The following is a 17291-nucleotide window of genomic DNA, read 5'->3' on the forward strand; positions in this document are numbered from 1 at the left end:
TAAGTTAACCCGTCAAAATCGGGAACAAGTGGCAAAATCAAATTTCGAAAGAAATGAGGTCAAAATCTGATGAAAAAACAAACACTTTCCATATTATTGGCTCTGGTATTGCTCCTGAGCATTTCAATTTTCCCCGTATTTGCACAGGATTGGGACGAGGAAGACGTTTCCAGTTATTTCGGTTCCATCGAAGACTGGGATTCGGAATCCTACAGCCTTGCCGGTGTGGATTCGGAAGATTTCGTTTTTGAAGACTACGATTCCAAGAGTGTTGAATCTTTTGACGTAACTCCTGAAGCGACATATGAAGCAAAATCACTGATCAATGATACATTGGCAACAGCAACAGCAACCTATGTACCCTGCGGTGACGGAAAATTGAAAATCACAATTCACCTGGAACAATTAACCCCGATTACCGGCACTCCTTATGTAACCTATATCAGGTCAGTTGAGGTTTCCAATGTTCTCGGTGATCCCAATATCGCAACAGCATCATACAAATTGCAGGATTGCCATTCTCAATTTGGAGATCGATGCGAAAAAGTCTATTTTGACTCAGACGGCACAGCAACATTGACTGGTTACGTAAAAGTACCGATGGTACTGGATGGCACCGTAAATCCTACCTTCACAGTCAATATTGTCCAATCAGAGAGCAAATGGGCTGCTCCGGATGATGTCGCAGGCTTTGATATTGCCGGAACATCCACAGTGGATACGCACGCTCCGGATATGTGCCAGATTGGCGTCATTTCAAATACATTGAATGGCTACTATCAGCGCTGCAACGGTAAAGCCGAATTCCGTGTTGACATTACGATCCCGGCTGATGTGGATTTCATTGTTCCTTCTGATGTCACAATCGGCTCAAAAACATACTCCGATTATATTTGCCGTTACACACGGTATGGAAACGCCGGCTATCCGATGGGCGGTGATTATTGCGAACCCGGACATCGGATGAATGTCAGAGAGAATGACAAAATTCGCTTCGAAATCCTGATTGATAAATTAACCAATCCGATCAGTGAAACTGACAGTGATGACAATTTGATGGCATACTGGCGTCTGGGTGGAAATTCGGTAATGCTTACTGGTGAATTAATCAGCCGCCGCGGACCGAGAGAACTCTGCGATGCAAAAATTGTCCCGCTTTCACCGTTCGAACCGTTATTTGGCGATGACGATGCAATCGAACCATCCGGCTGGTACAACACCTATGACAAAGCTGTAGCAGGTTTATATCAAAAATGCGGACGTTTTGGAGTATTTCAGATCCGACTGCGCAACGATGGTGCCAAGATGGGTTATGTGAATCTGCCGGGGGCTGTCGCAATCAATGGAGGTACGCCAATCTCATTCTTCTGGCTTTCCAATATTGAACCGGAACATAATAGAATTCCGTTGATCCCGGGTGGTGAGGTCACATTGAAAGGACACGTCTATATAACCAGTATCGGCAGTCAGATGAACAGTGACGGACCTGCAAATATCGCTGTGAACTTCTCCGATTTAGGCCTCTACATGACCGGCAATCTTTTCTCCGATCATGTTAACTGGCGCTGTCATTAATACTTATTCGACTTGACTAAAAGAAAATCCGTTCAAATGGACGGATTTTCTTTTTTTTTTGTCATCGATTATGAATTCAGCAAAACCTTTTTTCCCTATTGATTCGAATTACTGGAAAATATTCCATTGGGCGGATTTTCTGATAAAATACAGCAAATCGAAATATGGGAAAGCCATTATAAATGAAAGAAAAAGTGTTGTAGTATTGATTTTAAGCACCGCATAAAAACAATACTACAACCATTATTTACACCATTATTGGAAAATCACGAATAATTTGACCATCAGCCATGATTAAGATATAATTCATCGGCTATTAAAAAAAAGAATGACGGGAAACCCTTGGATGATGTTGAGGTAGTCCGGTATTTCAAAACGTTTTTCTTCAAAAATATTTTGAAATATCTGAAACTTTCAGCAAACGGAGCCCAAACAGGAAGAGTACCGTTAATGATAAGAGACTGAAAGGAAAGAATATGTCAACAAAACGAACCTATCAACCAAAAATTCGCCGCCGTGTGCGTGTTCATGGTTTTCGTGAGCGAATGCAGACAGCAGATGGACGTGAGGTTTTAAAACGCCGCCGCGCACGCGGACGGAAGACCCTTACTGTTTCCATGAATAATCATGTAAAGCAGATTCGCTGGTAAAAGAAACAGACGGCATACAGATTATCAAAGACAATCAGACTAAATCACGAATCTGAAGGTGTAATCTTTTGGAGCGGAAAAAACGTCTGAACCGGACTACTGATATTCAGCGGGTGAGACAGAAAGGGAAATCCTTTCCGCACCCGCTTCTCGTTTTAATTGTGTTGTCCGGTGAAGATCAACCTGAATGTCAGATCGGTGTTATCGCAACAAAATCAATTGGAGGCGCTGTGGAAAGGAATCGCGCTAAAAGATTGATTCGCGTATCAGTCGATGAAGTAATCAATACCATTCGACCTGATGTGAAAGCGTTAATTATTGCGAGGAAGCCAATCGTTCAAGCTGATGTGTCTGAAGTCAGCGCTGCGCTGCATTTGATGATCCATAAAGCCAAAATTTGTATATAAGTCATTCTGTCAACGTGAACGATCCAGTACAGGAAAATCTGAATAACCTAATAGAAGATCAAAATATTTCCGAACCTTCTGTTGTAGAGCCACGTCTGCGTGACCTTCCTTTCCGAATTCAAACGGTCTCTCGCTGGTTCTTTTTGGTTTTAATTCGAGGTTATCAATATACTTTTTCCAAACTCCTGCCTGGTAATACATGCCGCTTTTATCCTTCTTGTTCTCATTATGCCTATCAGGCAATCTATAAATATGGGGCGATAAAAGGAGTTCCGATGGCAATATGGCGTGTCCTCCGATGCAATCCATTCAATCCCGGCGGTTTTGATCCGGTTCCGTAGTAGAATCCCGGGCGGAAGAAAAATCAATGAAAAAAAATAAAATAATTCTGATAAGTGGGCTCGTTCTTTTGAGTGTGTTATTACTTAGCTCCTGTGCAGGGAATAGCGCGCTGAATAATGCAACGAGCTGGCCTGGAGTTACGGCTGAAGGTAATACAATTTACGCAGCCTATAATTCGTATGTAAGCGCTGTTGAGGATGGTCAGAAAATATGGACTTATCCGGCAGAAGCTGATAAAAGCCTATCGTTTTATGCAGCACCCCTCATCGATGGCGATCTGTTATATGTTGGGACTTACCACAATCAAATCCATATCCTGAACAAAAATACCGGAGCATTGGTTCAAAAAATTGAATTGGCTTCCTCAAAAAGCAAAATTATCGCTTCTCCGGTAATTGATGATGGATTATTAATCATTCCATCCAGTGATGGCGCTGTCTCTGCCTATGCTGTTTCTGATTATTCAAAACCGGCTTGGACCATTAAGTTATCCAGCGACGTGTGGACAACTCCTCTGGTTTTAGATGGCAAAGTCTATATCTCTTCATTGGATAAAAAACTCAACGTGATTGATTTGAAGACCGGAGAACTATTGAGCTCTGTTCAAACCAACGGTGCTATTATGGACAATCTTGTGTATGCCAATCAAGTGATTTATTTCAGCACATTTGGCAAAGAAGTCCTTTCTTTTGATCCTGAAACCGGAACGACTAAGACGATTATTCAGACAACCGGTGAAATATGGGCTGCTCCTCTGGTCTTAGACGACCGGATCATTGCAGCTGACATGCAGGGTAATGTGTATTGCAGTGACCTGGAATCAGGGAAATCTTTATGGACACTGAACAATATCACCGGAGATGGCAGTGCAATTATTGCAGCACCTGAGCAACTTACCAACCAAAATATTCTGATTTCTGCAGAAAATGGCGATTTATTTGTCTATGATCTGGATGGGAAATCCGTCGGTACTCGTTCAACGAAATTGAAAACAATGTCATCTCCTGTTGTTTATGATGATTCCTTTGTTTCAGCTTTTATCCCCGGAGATTCCCTGCTGAAAAGCTTTTCCAATGATCTAAAAGAAAATTGGCTTTATATTGGCGAATCCGCATCTGCTGCCAAGACCCCGGCAAAATAAGGAGAGAATACTATGTGGCAATCTTTTGTAAATATCTTTCTGGATATTTTGCTGTATATCTATAAACTTGTAGATAATTTTGGCGTAGCAATCATCCTATTTACCGTTCTGATCAAACTTGTCATTTATCCTTTGATGCGTTCACAGATCAAGAGCTCCGCTGCGATGATGGAAATGCAGAAATCTCCGCGATATTTGGAGATGATGGAGAAATACAAGGATAACAAGGAAAAATTAGCTGAGGAACAAATGAAGCTGTATAAAGAAATGGGCGTGAACCCGACAGCTTCCTGCCTCCCCACACTGATCCAGCTTCCAGTGATCTTCGCTTTATATCAAGCTGTCATTGCTGCGATTGTTTCAACTCCGCTTGGTATGCTGGATCTTACGAAACGGATTCATCCGGAATATCTGAAAATCGGAGAAATATTTCCGATCAATCCGAGTTTCTTATGGATGAATTTAGGACAGCCTGAACGTTTGTATATCCCTGGAATCAGTTTTGGAATTCCCGTTCTTGCCATTCTTGTGGTGGTGACAACGATTCTACAGACAAAACTGACCATGCAATCTCCAACCGGCGGTTCCACAGCGAGCACTGGCGGAAGCGGTGCGATGATGACTGGCATGATGAATATTTATATGCCGGTATTGATGGGATTTATGGCTTACACGTTGGCATCCGGGCTTTCGTTATACTTTTTAATTTCGAATGTGTTTACGATTGTGCAATATGGTGTGGAAGGAAAATTAAATTGGTCTGCATTAAAATTCGGTAAAGCAAAAACAGCCGCTTTAGCCGAACCAGCTCCCGTATCCGTTGCACAGAAACCAAAAATAAATCCATCTCCTTCTGTACCTGCGAAAAGCAGCACACCAGCGATTTCCGCAGTGAAGGAAGAAGAAAAAATCGATTATCGTGAATTTAAGAATAAGAAAAAACCAAAGAAGAATCAGTAATAACGGGGCAAGTAAACGATATGGCAAAAACTACACTTGAATATATTGCACCAAGTTCCGAAGAGGCGATTATCAAAGGATTAGCTGAGCTTGGAATCAGCAGAGATAAAGTTGAAATTGAGATTCTTGATTCTGGCAGCAAAGGTTTATTTGGCTTAGGCGGCCGACAGGCACGCGTTCGTTTGACCGTTATCGAAGAATTGGTCGAGGAATTTCAGGACAAACAGGATGGTGCTAATCAGCCTGATCCATTGATTAAGCACTCTGATGTTTCTGTTCCATATACAGCAGCCGAATTAACCGAAAGTGAAGATACATCGGCAGAGTTGATTAATGCCGATACCCTGAAAGTAGCCATCAATGTGGTGGAAGAGCTTTTAGAGAAGATGCGTATTCAAGCTTCCGTTATCGGTAAAATTGGAAAACCGGCGGATGAATCCGATCAGGAAACCATTATGATCGATATCAAAGGGGATGATTTATCCTATTTGATCGGACGACATTCCGAGACATTAAATGCGCTTCAATATATCACCAGTCTGATTGTGGGGCGTGAACTGGGTCATTGGATCCCGCTTATGATCGATGTGCAGGGTTACCGTGAACGCCGAGAACGCCAGCTACGTCAGATGGCATCCAGAATGGCAGACCAGGTGATGAAATCCGGTAGAAGGATTTCGTTGGAACCGATGCCGGGAACAGAGCGTCGGATCATTCATCTGGCTTTAAGGGATTACAAGAATGTGTACACCGAGAGCGTCGGTGAAGAACCGAATCGGAAGGTTGTAATTCTGCCAAAGAATTAATACTGATCAGCAATTCGAAATATGGATCAATCTGTCAAATAAGAATGTTCATTTTCGAATCGTCGGATAAAAATACAGGGGCTGAATTTATTCAGCCCCTGGCCATTTAAAATTGCGGACTCTCTTATAGATTGCAGCAACATCATAACCGTCTATTGCGTAGGTTTTGATCATTTCAAAATCCGGAATAGAATGTTGATTCCCCGGTGTGTTTTTATAACTGTAGCAGAGATACTCGGCATTTTCAGTTTTCCATACCGGATCAAATTTATCCTGTTCTTTTTGCGGGAGGCGCATCAGACTGTATTCGATGGATCCCCAGGTGTAATCTGCATTAAGATCCAATGATATCCTTCTCCCGTTGAATTCTTTCAGCAAATCCAGAATACAGTTTTTTGAGGCGACACCCCAGTAATCCCGAGAAAATTGCTGCGCATAGTTTCTTCCGATTTCGTTAAAATAAACAAAATCCAGCGGATGATTTCTTAACACCCATGAACCTGTGGAAAAAAAGGAATACAGCATCATGCACAGCAAGGCAGCGTTTTTGCAGGTTCTCAGTACGTGATTTTTTACCGGCATGGATAAAAGCGCTTGAAATCCGAGCACAGCCAGGTAAATGAATGGTGCATACAGAAAGTAGGCATGCCGCCACCCATTATAAAGGTTCATTTTAAGAAGAATGATTCCAATAAGCCCAGTCAGGAAGAATGCAAGGCAGAACCAGTCAAATAGCAGGTCAGCAGAGAACTTACGCTTCAGGATTGCCGGTAGGACTGAACTTCCGATCCCAAAACATGCTGCCATAAAAAGCAGGATGTAGAAAACGGGAATGGTAATTCCCATCCATACCGGCAGGTAATACCAGATCTGTTTTGTGTCGACATAGTTTCCAAGAAACAATTCTGCCTGTCCCAGAGGTTTCAGATTGGCTTCAGTCAGTAATTCCGTTTCTCTGTCAGTGATCTGGCTGGATGAAAAGCGAATTCCTTCAGAAAGACGGGTTGTCGGTGAGCCCCATAAATAGGGCGTGACAGCATAGAAAAGCAGCAATGATACGATTAGAGCAAGGAGCCAGGATCGGATAATGTTGGGATTTCTGATTTTTCGAATCCAGTGATTGAGACCTGAAATAATCAAAAAAGCAGGCCAAAGAAAAAATCCTGCCAGTCTTGTGTTGGCTGCAAATGCAAAACCGAAACAAAAAAGGACCAGCCCCCATCGAGAATTTTTCATCATGTACCAGCCGATGCCGCACAGGCAAACCATTACCCAACTGAAAAAAACAATGTCTTTACAGTTGTAGAAAGATTCGGCGAAGAAGCGGGGAGTCAACATGAGCATGATGGTTCCTGTCAGGGCGATCAGCGCGTTTTTGAATCGAATTTTCAGCAGAATGAAGAAAGCGATCATTGCAAAATAAAAATTCAGGAAGGTATAAAACCTGCGAAAATTCAAGAATTGGGCTGCATTCAATTCGACACCCGGTATTTGATTAATGAAGATGGAGGGCATCATCACAGCTGTCCCATAGGTTCGATCATCATAGGATAAAAGATCTGGCATATTCTGCAATTTCCCGATGATGGGGACAGAAATTTCAGTATTGGCAAACCAGGCAGGAAATTTTGACAGAATATATTTGGCATTGACCGCAGCCGTCTGAATCTCAAGTATTTCATCGGTGAATCCGCCATAATCATCATACAGGATCAATGCGATGCCGAGTAATAGAATAAAAAAGACAAACGGCATGATCCGAAAACATAGAAGGAGGATTCTTTTGGGAAAATGAGCGATCGATTTCATGGAAGATTTTTTTCGATTCGGCGATAGACAGCCGCAACATCGTACCCGTCTACCTGAAAGGTTTTGATGATTTCAAATCCGGGGATTGGATGGCTGTTTCCAGGGATATTCTTGTAACTGAAGCATAAATAATCAGCATTTTCATTTTTCCAGATCACCTGGAAATGTGCCTGCGTTGCTTCAGGGAATCTCAGCAGACTGTTTTGCGCAGATCCGTAGGTCAGATCCGCATTGACACCGAGCCTGATCGGTTCGCCGTCGATGTAGTAGCGGTCGACTTCCTGAATGCATCTTTTGGATGCGACTCCCCAGTAATCCCGTGTGAATTGCTGAGCGAAGTAACGGCCGATTTCATTGAAATACACGAAATCGAATGGATGGTTTCTTACCATCCAGAGACCTGTGGATAAAAACGATATCAGGCAGGTGATAACAAGTAACATGTTTTTTATTAAGTTGCTTTTTTTCGTAGGCAGCGAAATCGTCCAGAGATCAAAAAAACCGGCAACAGAAAGGCAGATAAATGGACCATAAAGGAAATACGAATGTCTCCAACCGTGATAAATCACTGCTTTAAAAACCGCTATTCCGATGATGGATACAGCTATAATACTGAAACAAAAAAAGTCCCATAAATCAGGTTTGGAAAACCGGATTGGCATCTTATTTCTGATACAACTTTTCGTCAAGGAAACAATTCGAATCAGAAAAAGTACCAGATAGAAAAAAGGAATAGTAATACCCATCCATACTGGAATGTAATACCAAATATCTTTTGGTGCAATGAAATTACCTATAAACAATTCGGCATCTCCGATACCAACCTGCCGGGCTGAAAATTGCAGGCTGGAAAAAAAATTTCGAATCGGATCAAGCCATAAAAAAGGAGTGAACAGATAATAAAAGAGAAGCGATACTCCGCAAGTAAAAAAGATGAGAATCCAATCTTTCCGATTCCGATTTTTGCTATTCAGGAGTTCAATTACAGATAAAATAATAAACGCAGGCAGAAGAACTATCCCAAAATTTCTTGTGTTGACCGTCAGACCAAATGCTGCACTGAAAATGATCAAACCAAAAGTTGATCGTTTAAAAAAATAAAGACCGATTCCGAACAAACTGATCAGAAACCAGCTAAAAAAAATCATGTCCTTTTCGTTGTAAAACGATTCAGCAAAGAATCGGGGAGAAAGGACGAGCAGAGTAACTCCCAATAAAGCAATCCACTGATTATGAAAGCGTAAACGGAATAAAAAAAAGCTGCAGATTAAAGCCAAAAAGAAATTTAAAAAAGTATAGAAACGGCGGAAATTGAGGAACTGTGCAGTATTGATTGTTTTCCCCGGAAGGAGAAGGATAAATAAACTTGGCATCATGACCGCTGAGCCGTAAAATTTATACTGATAATCCTGGATTTCAACAAGAGAATCAGGATTTACTGTAGGAATTGCCGGTAATTTTTCTGGTATGCCCAATATCGAAAGAATTGACTTAAAATTTACTGCGGCGACTTCAACTTCAGAAAGTTCATCGGTGAATCCGCCGTAATCATCATGCAGAATCCAGGCGGCGCAAAAAAGAAGGATAAAGAAGAGGATCGGGATCCATTTAAAAAGATTTTTTTCTGCCTTTTTCATGGGACTCCCGATCTATGAGTTATTGATATTCCTGTCCGAATGACGCTACGACACGGAGGATGTCAAATCCCTCCGCATATTTTCTTTCGCAAATTGCGCCGTTCCGGAGCAGTGTCGCCCGTGTCAATTCCGGGTCAAAGTAGTATTTCGAAGCATACGTTTTATATTCCTGCAGCGCTTCAATCTTTCGGTTCGTTTCTTCTTCGCTGACAGCAACCAAAAAACTCGGAAAGAAACCGTAGCTGCTGCGTATGACATCAAAACCAAGGATTGTGGTTCCCCGGAAAGCGCGTAATGCTTCTGCTGTCAGGGTTTGATGATCCTGATGGACATCCGCTTTTGAGTGAACAAACACAATGTCCGGTTGAAAATCTCGCTGGATCGAGATCATCTGCTCTAAAATTTCCTGTCGGAAATGCGGAAAGCGACGTGTCTCAAAATCGAGCAGCATGATCTGTTCTTGTGAAAGCCCCAGTACTTTCATGCTGGCATAATGTTCCTGAACGAGATTTTTCAGGTCCGGATTTTTTTGGTTGTCCGAAAAAGTCACACAGCGAATCTCTGTCTGATCGGCAATTTGTGCAATCAGCGCCCCGCTGCCGATTTCAATGTCATCCGGGTGAGCACCAAGAAAGCAGACTCGTTTTCCAAAAAACATCATGTTTTTCATTTATTTGGTCCCGATAAATCCACCCACTACCTTGGTCATGACCAGTTCGCCTTCAGATTTCAGTTTTTCTTCGGCTACTCGGATGATATTCTGCATTACCTTTTCAAATTCACCTGCATTTGCAAAAAGTGACGTCCAGAGCTTTCGATCTTCTGATAGGGATGCGCGTGTATAAGCGATGAATGGCGCCGTTTGTTTGAAGGTGAGAGGATTCTCAAATATATGAGTTTCAGTTTTCGAAAATGTATTCTGAATTGCGCTGAATATTTCTGTGCTGTAACGTGAACTGCCGGGCATCGGCGGGATAGTTTTTCCGGTGGCTTCGCGGATAATGTCATAAAATATTTTTTTATTATCCGGCATTGGCCCTGTTGTAAAGATTCTGCCGCCCGGTTTCAGGACGCGATGCATCTCCCGAATGGTAAATGGTATGTCTGATGAATAGTAAATCGCGAAACAACAGGAAACCAGGTCAAACGTGTTGTCATCAAATGGCAGCCGCTGATCAAAATCCAAAGGGATGATCGAAAAAGGATTTCCGAGTTTCTCATTTTCCAGTACAGCCTGATCCAGTAATTCCTGATTGACGTCTCCACCGGTGATTTTACAGTTACCTTTCAGATGTTTATAGAAGGAAATGCACTGTTTCCCGCCTCCACAGGCGACGTCCAGAATATTCATTCCGGGTTGAAGATTGAGGATTTCAAGCATCCAGCTGTCAATATCTTTTCCACCGAATTTGTTGTGAATATCAATGCGAGTAAGTAAGTCATTGGTCGTTTCTTTGTAATCAATTTTCATTGGTTCCTCATTTCTATGACTGAAAAATCTGTTTCAATTTTACCAAATATCCGTCACATCGAGTGCAACGATTCCCAGTGATTCGAAATATGGGAAATGATGAGGGAGGTATAAAAGTTGACAAAAAAATGAGTATGTCATTGCGAGCCCCGCAAGGGCGAAGCAATCTCCTGACATCAGTGCTGAGATTGCCGCGTCGGGCAAAAGCCCTCCTCGCAATGACAGATTCACAGTGATCATCAATTCTTCTTATGTTTCGAAATACCTTCTCGAAACTTGACGGAAAAATCTTAGATGATGATATTCACTGGAAGAAAAAGGACAAGCTGTATATAATGTTTTATGGTATTTATTGTCCAGGAAAAAAATCGACAAAATTGAAGTCTGAAAAAGGAGTAATGATGGGAAAAATTCGAGTTGCTTTTCAGGGAGTGCAGGGAGCGCATACATCAACTGCGATCGAGAAGGCTTTTCCCGATCAGAACGTTGATCCGATACCCTTCTCGACTTATGAACAGGCTTTTGAGGCAGTTGAAAACAAGGATTGTGATTATGCTGTGATCCCGATGGAAAATTCACTTCAGGGCAGTATTCATTCGAATTACTTTCTTCTGGCGAGAAAATTTCTATATATTGTCAAAGAAGTTCATGTGCCCATTCATTATTCACTGATTGGATTGCCGGATGCGAAAATTGAAGAGATCTCGCTGGTGATTACACACCCGGGGGCATTATCCGTCTGCCAGGGCTATCTGGATGAGATGCCCGGAAAACCTGCGATTGAAACGGTGTATGACTCTGCGGGATGTGTGGAAATGTTGTTGAACTTCTCAAATCCTGAAACTGCCATGATTGGATCGAAAGCGATTGCTGACTTTCACCAACTGACTGTCTTAGATGACAATATCGAAGATGAACCTAATAACGTTACCCGCTATAACGTAATTGCACGTGAACCTATCAATCCGGGAAGTGAGGGAAAAACCACACTGGTTTTCACAACCCATCACAAGCCAGGGGCTTTGCTCAACGCCATGAAAGTGTTTGCAGAACGTCAGATCGACCTGACGAAAATTGAGTCCCGTCCGCTGCCGGATCAACCGTTTGAATATATGTTTTATGCCGATATTGACGGTCCGGTGTCAGATCCGAAAGTGAGTGAAGCACTGGAAGAGTTGGAGAATTATCATGCACCCTGGATGCGCATTTTGGGCAGCTATATTTCCATAAAAGATTGACGGATACGCAATGCAGTGGATATTGCTGACAGCGCTGAGTCTGGCATTTGTGCTGAGTACAGTGTTTCTGACACAAAAATGGAGCAATGTGCGCCGAACAAGGCGCACATCTGTTATTCTGATTCTGATTTGTTTTTTGTTGAATGCGGCTGGAACAGTCGTGATCGAAGGCATTTACAAAGCCGGCAGACCGACTTTCTTTTATCATCTGCACAGTCCGGGAACCGTGACATTGAAATTCTTTATCAGCGGATGCGCTCTGGCGGCTGTTTCCTTATGTGTGCTCATCGATCTGTTTGAGACGAAAATTCAGAAGAAACAACATTCTGCTCAATACTTTTGGGTATTCAGCCGAATTGTGACATACAGTCTGTTAATTGCCTCCATTTTGGAGCTTGGTTTGTTTAATATGCGGCATTATGAATTAATCGGCTCAGAGAAACCGGGCATTGTGTTTGAACGCGGATCTTATTGGGCACAGGGCTTTTATTTTAACCGGGCGAGCCAGAAGTTTACTTCATATCCCAATAATACCTATAATGTGACGATCTATCCGGGACGGGTTAAAGTCCGGAACATTCTTCTGAATATGGACAGCGGACAGCCTCAAACGCGAATTCGGGTTGGATACACGGATGAGACTTTTGAATTTCCGATAGAATTGCAGGATCATATTCTGGATATCCATATACCGGAGAGTTATTCAATCCCGCTGCATACGGTTGGAACGACGTATATGTTCCAGATTCAGTTTCCAGATGTCACTCCAGATCGATCTGTGGAGTTTTCAATTCCTTCAGTGGCGATAAACCAGGTTGTACCGTTGAAGATTTCACCCATCCGATTTTTATTGACGGCAGCGATGATCCTGTTGCTTTTTGCTTTTTGGCCGGGTTCCATTTTTTATGGGATCCGTCTTAATTTGAGATCAATCAAGCAGCGAACGCTGATTTTGCTGGTGATCATTGCCTTCTGCGGATGGTTCGCCTGGACAACATTCAGCAGTTACACCGGATCTGATACATCTTTTACAGAACAAAAATCGAAATTATCCCAGAGCTACAAGCAATATACGCAGTTAGTTGACGCATTGCTCGTTCCGCGTTATGCGCTGCTGGAAAAACCTGAAAAAGACATTCTGAATGCTGAGAGACCATATGATAAGACGTACCGGGATCATTACAACATCTTCTATGCCTGGGACACAGCGTTGTATCATGGCGCATATTATGTATATTTTGGAGTCGTTCCTGCTGTAACGGTACTTTTGCCTTGGAAACGAATCACGGGGAGCGATCTTGAACTGGATTACGCTTCTCTGCTGTTTTGCTGTCTGGGATTGGTTGGAATCTATGGTTTATATGCTTGTATCATCCGAAAAGCTTTTCCGCGCATTCCATTTCTGCTTTATTTAATGGGTTTTATTATCCTGGTCTGTACGCTTAATCTGACCTGGTGCCTGCGCCGCGGTCTTGTGTATGAATTGGCGATCTGTTCCGGCTTTTGTTTTATTGTATGGGCTGTCTTTCTAACCTGTCAGGCCTGGGATGTACGGCATTTTCGGAATTGGTTTTTGGCAGGGGGCGGTTTAGCTGCTGCCTTGGCGGTAGGTTGCCGCCCGACATTGCTTCTGGTTTCCATCCTGTTTCCCTTATTAATCATTCGCGGGATGAAGCAGGATGGAAAACTTCTGCAGCCGCAGCATTTGTGGAACCTGCTTTCCTTTGCAGTTCCTTATGCGTTAATTGGCTTGTTGTTGATGAAATACAATTATGAACGATTCGGCAGTATCTTTGAATTTGGCATTCATTACCAACTGACAGAAGCCAATGAGTCCGTCACATGGATCCGGACCGGTATCTGGGGTACTACGCTGGCTATGCTGCATTACTTGTGGACTCCTCTGAAGCTGAGCATGGATTTTCCTTTTTTCCATCTATCTGAAATTCAAATTCCATACAACGGTTTTTTGCTGCATGCAAAGGAGACTTTCGGATTATTCAGTTTTCCGATTTGCTGGTTGCTGCTGATCCTTGGAAAATTTCGAAACCGTTTACAGTCAAAGGGGTTGTGGACAATTTGCATCTACTGTTTGCTGATCGGCGTCCTGTTGTGCGCAGCTTGCAGCCAGTTTTCAGTTGTAACGCGCTATATGGTTGATTTTGCCTGGTTGTTCGCTTTTCCTGCAATTTTGGCGCTCTTTTGTCTGTACGAACTGTTTGAAGAGAAAGGTATGAAACCATGGGCAGAGGGCGCTGCCGTTGTGTGTATGGCAGCCGGAATTGCAATTTTTGCGGTCATATCCGTAACTGGTGAAGATAACTGGTTCCAAAGGATTAATCCGGTGTATTTTAGACAATTGGCATATCAATTTGAGTTTTGGAAATAATTACCCTGATGGATTATGGAACACCGGATTTATTTGCCGGAAGATAGCTTCGCCGGGCTGGCGCTTTCCTCGCAATGATAATTTACCTTGTGCGTACCCATGAGTATCTCGAAAGAGTGCCTTGAAATTACCAAATTTGAGCGTAAAATTATTTTTTTTTCAAAAAGTGAGAAACTCAAGTCCTATGAAACAAAAAAACCACCGGTTTAGCCGGTGGTTATGAGTTAGTTCGCAGAAGTTTAGTAATTTACACTTCGGACTTCAAAGTAAGATTGTGGATGATTGCAGGTCGGGCAGATTTCCGGCGCTTTCTTGCCATAATGGAGATGTCCGCAATTTCTGCAGATCCAGACGACTTCTTCATCTTTTTCATAGACCGTTTTATTGTCTTTATTGGCAGCCAATTTGCGATAGCGTTCTTCGTGGCTTTTCTCAATTTTCGCTACCATTTCAAATTTTGCAGCGATTTCTTTAAATCCCTCTTCACGAGCAACTTCAGCAAATTCTTTATACATCTGGGTCCATTCATAATTTTCACCGGCTGCGGCATCCAGCAGATTCTGGCTGGTTTCAGCGATACTTCCGCCATGTAAATATTTGAACCATAGTTTGGCATGTTCCCGTTCATTTCCAGAGGTCTCTGAGAAAATTGCAGCAATCTGTTCGAAACCGTCTTTTTTTGCTTGTGACGCATAATAGGAATATTTGTTGGTTGCCTGAGATTCGCCTGCAAATGCGGCCATTAAATTTTGTTCGGTTTTTGATCCTTTAAGTTCCATATTTTTCCTTTCATTTTTTTGGGCCGGTTGAGAAATCAACTGACCCGTGATGATATCAATTGTTCGAGAGCGATTTTTTTCTGGAAAACCCGGTTCTATGGCAGCGATTCCAAATATGGGAAGGATTCTATGTAATTGTGTTGTTTTTGTCTTTTGTGCAATCACAACACAACTACATATTTTTTCCCTTTTTTTGTAAAAGCCTTTTCATGATTTCAAATGACTGATTCACTGCTACGATTCTTATCACAATCAATTCGTCAATGACAGAACTGCATCAGCAATTTCCACAGTAAATTTTGAAATTGGAATTAACACCACCCGTTCGGTTAGGATAATTCTTCGAAATCCGCCTTGCTTAACCCGCAAACGGGGCAGCACCAATCCGCCGGAAGATCCTCAAATGCAGTTCCGGGAGCAATACCGCCATCGGGATCACCAACGGCAGGGTCATAAATATATTGACAAGCTGGGCATATATACTTTTTCATTCGGACTCTCCTTTAAGATGATAATTCTTGTTATCCTTATAATGATATTTGATAACATTCATATTGTATTTTAACATATTTATGAATTACGCCACGTGTTTCGTCGCAGCGATATTCGAAATAGGAGAATGTTTATTTGTTGTTGTGATGGCATTGCATATCGCACAAAGCCATCACAACAACAAGTTTTTATCGATTGATTCAAAAAGCAAGTCTATTATTCGCATTGCCGGCAAAACGGATTCATCGCTGCCGGCAGGTTCTATCTTTATGGGAGTAGTTCGTAGTTGATCCATACCAGTGTCAACCCGATCCAATCCCGCAAATGCCATGTGAGCCAGGAAAAAATATTGTAGACAGACTGATCTGCGGCAACCGATACCGCTTTTACGCCATAGTGGTCGCAGGTGTACAGTGCTCTTGTTGTATGGAAGCCTTGTGTGACTAAGACAGCAGAATCCTTGCCGAATTGATCTAATGCATGGAAACAGGTCAGTGCAGTGTCCATGCCTGCAGGATCCTTCAGCACAGCCTGTTCTGGAACATCCTGGTTTATTGCCAGATCGGTCATCACATCCACCTCATTTCGGCTCTGATCTGAATTGTCGCCGCTCATAATGATGGATTTCACCAAACCGGAATGATACAGCTCGACAGCCGTATTGACGCGGTCTCGTAAAACACTGGATGCGGTTCCGTTTTGATAAACGCCAGCTCCAAAGACAAGTGCGGTGTCATACGGAAGCGTTTTGATTTCTGTGAGTGTGTATTTTTGTGGATCGTACCGGATGGTTAAAATCACTGCAGGAATTTGATAGAGAACAACAAAGATAACTGAAACCCAGCAGAAAATCCTGAACAGCAGGTGCTCTCTTGCCAGAATTCTGAGCATCACAAAAGCCGACCAGATCATCCGCCAAAAGAACAGAAAATTGATTCCGACAAGGCAAAAAAAGAATGTAAAGCGAAGGGATATCCCTCGATCCAGTTTTAATATCCAATACCAGTACCACGTTTGCCAGAATACAGCGAAAAGACTGGTGCCAAACCAGACTGCTGCCAGTCGAAAAGGCTTCTGCGCTCTGATCACATTTTTCAGCAGCGGAATCAGATCCCGAAATGAGCGCTGGCTCCCTTTCGGTTCATCCGCCGATACTGGATTGCATTTCCAATCATAGATCTTAAGAAGCCAGGAAAACAGCAGCCAGATTCCAAATGTCGGAATTGTCATACCCAGAATGTGGATCACTGCAGCCGATTCCCGAATTCCAACGCCCATATAAAAACCTTCGAGAGCAGTTACCGCAAGGTCACCGATGACAAGAATGATCCAATTGAACATAGAGTTATTATACTTGATCAATAATTCAAGGAATTACAGGTTGTAATTCGAAAATTGAAAATAATTCTTTGTTGTTGTTATGTTTTTGCGCAAAGCGCAAAAACATAACAACAAATTCCCTCTTGTCATTGCGAGCCCTGCAAGGGCGTGGCAATCTCCTAAACAATGTGCAAAGTGTGCCACACGAGAAAAGATAGCTTTGTCGGGCTGACGCCCTCCTCGCAATGACAGTTCTATAATTAATGGTGATTTTT

At 42.6% G+C, this 17291-nt stretch carries 17 protein-coding genes; 9 read left to right on the plus strand and 8 right to left on the minus strand.

Features of this window, described 5'->3' with window-relative positions; genetic code table 11:
• The first annotated feature begins 69 nt into the window (after nucleotides 1-69).
• The 7 genes from ATC1_RS04920 (at nucleotide 70) to jag (ending at nucleotide 5881) form a co-directional block, all read left to right on the plus strand.
• On the plus strand, nucleotides 70-1575 hold the full coding sequence (locus ATC1_RS04920) for a hypothetical protein (protein ID WP_062278907.1): 1506 nt from the start codon (nucleotides 70-72) through the stop codon (nucleotides 1573-1575).
• A gap of 476 nt (nucleotides 1576-2051) precedes the next feature.
• A complete protein-coding gene (gene rpmH, locus ATC1_RS04925; RefSeq protein ID WP_062278909.1) occupies nucleotides 2052-2225 on the plus strand; it encodes a 50S ribosomal protein L34 in 174 nt (57 codons plus the stop codon).
• A 68-nt stretch (nucleotides 2226-2293) separates the two neighbouring features.
• Complete coding sequence (gene rnpA, locus ATC1_RS04930) at nucleotides 2294-2632, plus strand: ribonuclease P protein component (RefSeq protein WP_062278910.1); 339 nt, start codon at nucleotides 2294-2296, stop codon at nucleotides 2630-2632.
• A 14-nt stretch (nucleotides 2633-2646) separates the two neighbouring features.
• Nucleotides 2647-2973 (plus strand): membrane protein insertion efficiency factor YidD, encoded by a 327-nt coding sequence (gene yidD / locus ATC1_RS04935; RefSeq protein ID WP_236688114.1) that lies wholly within the window; start codon nucleotides 2647-2649, stop codon nucleotides 2971-2973.
• Nucleotides 2974-2999: 26 nt separating this feature from the next.
• Entirely contained in the window at nucleotides 3000-4115 is a 1116-nt protein-coding gene (locus ATC1_RS04940) for an outer membrane protein assembly factor BamB family protein (RefSeq protein WP_062278912.1), read from the plus strand.
• 12 nt (nucleotides 4116-4127) lie between these two features.
• Nucleotides 4128-5075, plus strand: coding sequence for a YidC/Oxa1 family membrane protein insertase (locus ATC1_RS04945; RefSeq protein ID WP_062278914.1), 948 nt, complete (start codon nucleotides 4128-4130; stop codon nucleotides 5073-5075).
• Nucleotides 5076-5095: 20 nt separating this feature from the next.
• Entirely contained in the window at nucleotides 5096-5881 is a 786-nt protein-coding gene (gene jag, locus ATC1_RS04950) for an RNA-binding cell elongation regulator Jag/EloR (RefSeq protein WP_062278916.1), read from the plus strand.
• Nucleotides 5882-5968: 87 nt separating this feature from the next.
• Here jag and ATC1_RS04955 read toward each other — a convergent pair whose 3' ends face one another.
• Genes ATC1_RS04955 through ATC1_RS04970 form a run of 4 tightly spaced genes read right to left on the minus strand, consistent with a single transcriptional unit; the run spans nucleotide 5969 to nucleotide 10798 of the window.
• Complete coding sequence (locus ATC1_RS04955) at nucleotides 5969-7636, minus strand: hypothetical protein (RefSeq protein ID WP_152024228.1); 1668 nt, start codon at nucleotides 7634-7636, stop codon at nucleotides 5969-5971.
• A 50-nt stretch (nucleotides 7637-7686) separates the two neighbouring features.
• Entirely contained in the window at nucleotides 7687-9327 is a 1641-nt protein-coding gene (locus ATC1_RS04960; protein ID WP_062278920.1) for an ArnT family glycosyltransferase, read from the minus strand.
• 19 nt (nucleotides 9328-9346) lie between these two features.
• The gene (locus ATC1_RS04965; protein ID WP_082174667.1) at nucleotides 9347-9997 is read right to left on the minus strand and encodes a PIG-L deacetylase family protein; all 651 of its coding nucleotides are present in this window, start codon (nucleotides 9995-9997) and stop codon (nucleotides 9347-9349) included.
• Nucleotides 9998-10798, minus strand: coding sequence for a class I SAM-dependent methyltransferase (locus ATC1_RS04970; RefSeq protein ID WP_062278923.1), 801 nt, complete (start codon nucleotides 10796-10798; stop codon nucleotides 9998-10000). It abuts the gene before it with no gap.
• 398 nt (nucleotides 10799-11196) lie between these two features.
• On the opposite strand from ATC1_RS04970, the gene ATC1_RS04975 reads away from it, so the two are divergent.
• Both ATC1_RS04975 and ATC1_RS04980 read left to right on the plus strand, forming a co-directional pair.
• Complete coding sequence (locus ATC1_RS04975) at nucleotides 11197-12036, plus strand: prephenate dehydratase (RefSeq protein WP_172667718.1); 840 nt, start codon at nucleotides 11197-11199, stop codon at nucleotides 12034-12036.
• 10 nt (nucleotides 12037-12046) lie between these two features.
• Entirely contained in the window at nucleotides 12047-14425 is a 2379-nt protein-coding gene (locus tag ATC1_RS04980) for a hypothetical protein (RefSeq protein WP_062278927.1), read from the plus strand.
• A 239-nt stretch (nucleotides 14426-14664) separates the two neighbouring features.
• Here the strand turns inward: ATC1_RS04980 and rbr are convergent, their stop codons facing one another.
• The 4 genes from rbr to ATC1_RS15030 all read right to left on the minus strand — a co-directional run.
• Nucleotides 14665-15204 (minus strand): rubrerythrin, encoded by a 540-nt coding sequence (gene rbr, locus ATC1_RS04985; protein WP_062279005.1) that lies wholly within the window; start codon nucleotides 15202-15204, stop codon nucleotides 14665-14667.
• A gap of 329 nt (nucleotides 15205-15533) precedes the next feature.
• Nucleotides 15534-15695 carry a rubredoxin gene (gene rd / locus ATC1_RS04990; protein WP_062278930.1) on the minus strand — a complete coding sequence of 54 codons (162 nt, stop codon included), beginning with the start codon at nucleotides 15693-15695 and terminating at the stop codon, nucleotides 15534-15536.
• A 268-nt stretch (nucleotides 15696-15963) separates the two neighbouring features.
• Nucleotides 15964-17037 carry a SanA/YdcF family protein gene (locus tag ATC1_RS04995; RefSeq protein WP_062278932.1) on the minus strand — a complete coding sequence of 358 codons (1074 nt, stop codon included), beginning with the start codon at nucleotides 17035-17037 and terminating at the stop codon, nucleotides 15964-15966.
• Between the two features lie 33 nt (nucleotides 17038-17070).
• The coding region (locus ATC1_RS15030; protein WP_236688115.1) for a hypothetical protein at nucleotides 17071-17291 on the minus strand (221 nt) is incomplete at its 5' end.

This window comes from Flexilinea flocculi (assembly GCF_001192795.1).
Taxonomy (GTDB): Bacteria; Chloroflexota; Anaerolineae; order Anaerolineales; family Anaerolineaceae; genus Flexilinea; species Flexilinea flocculi.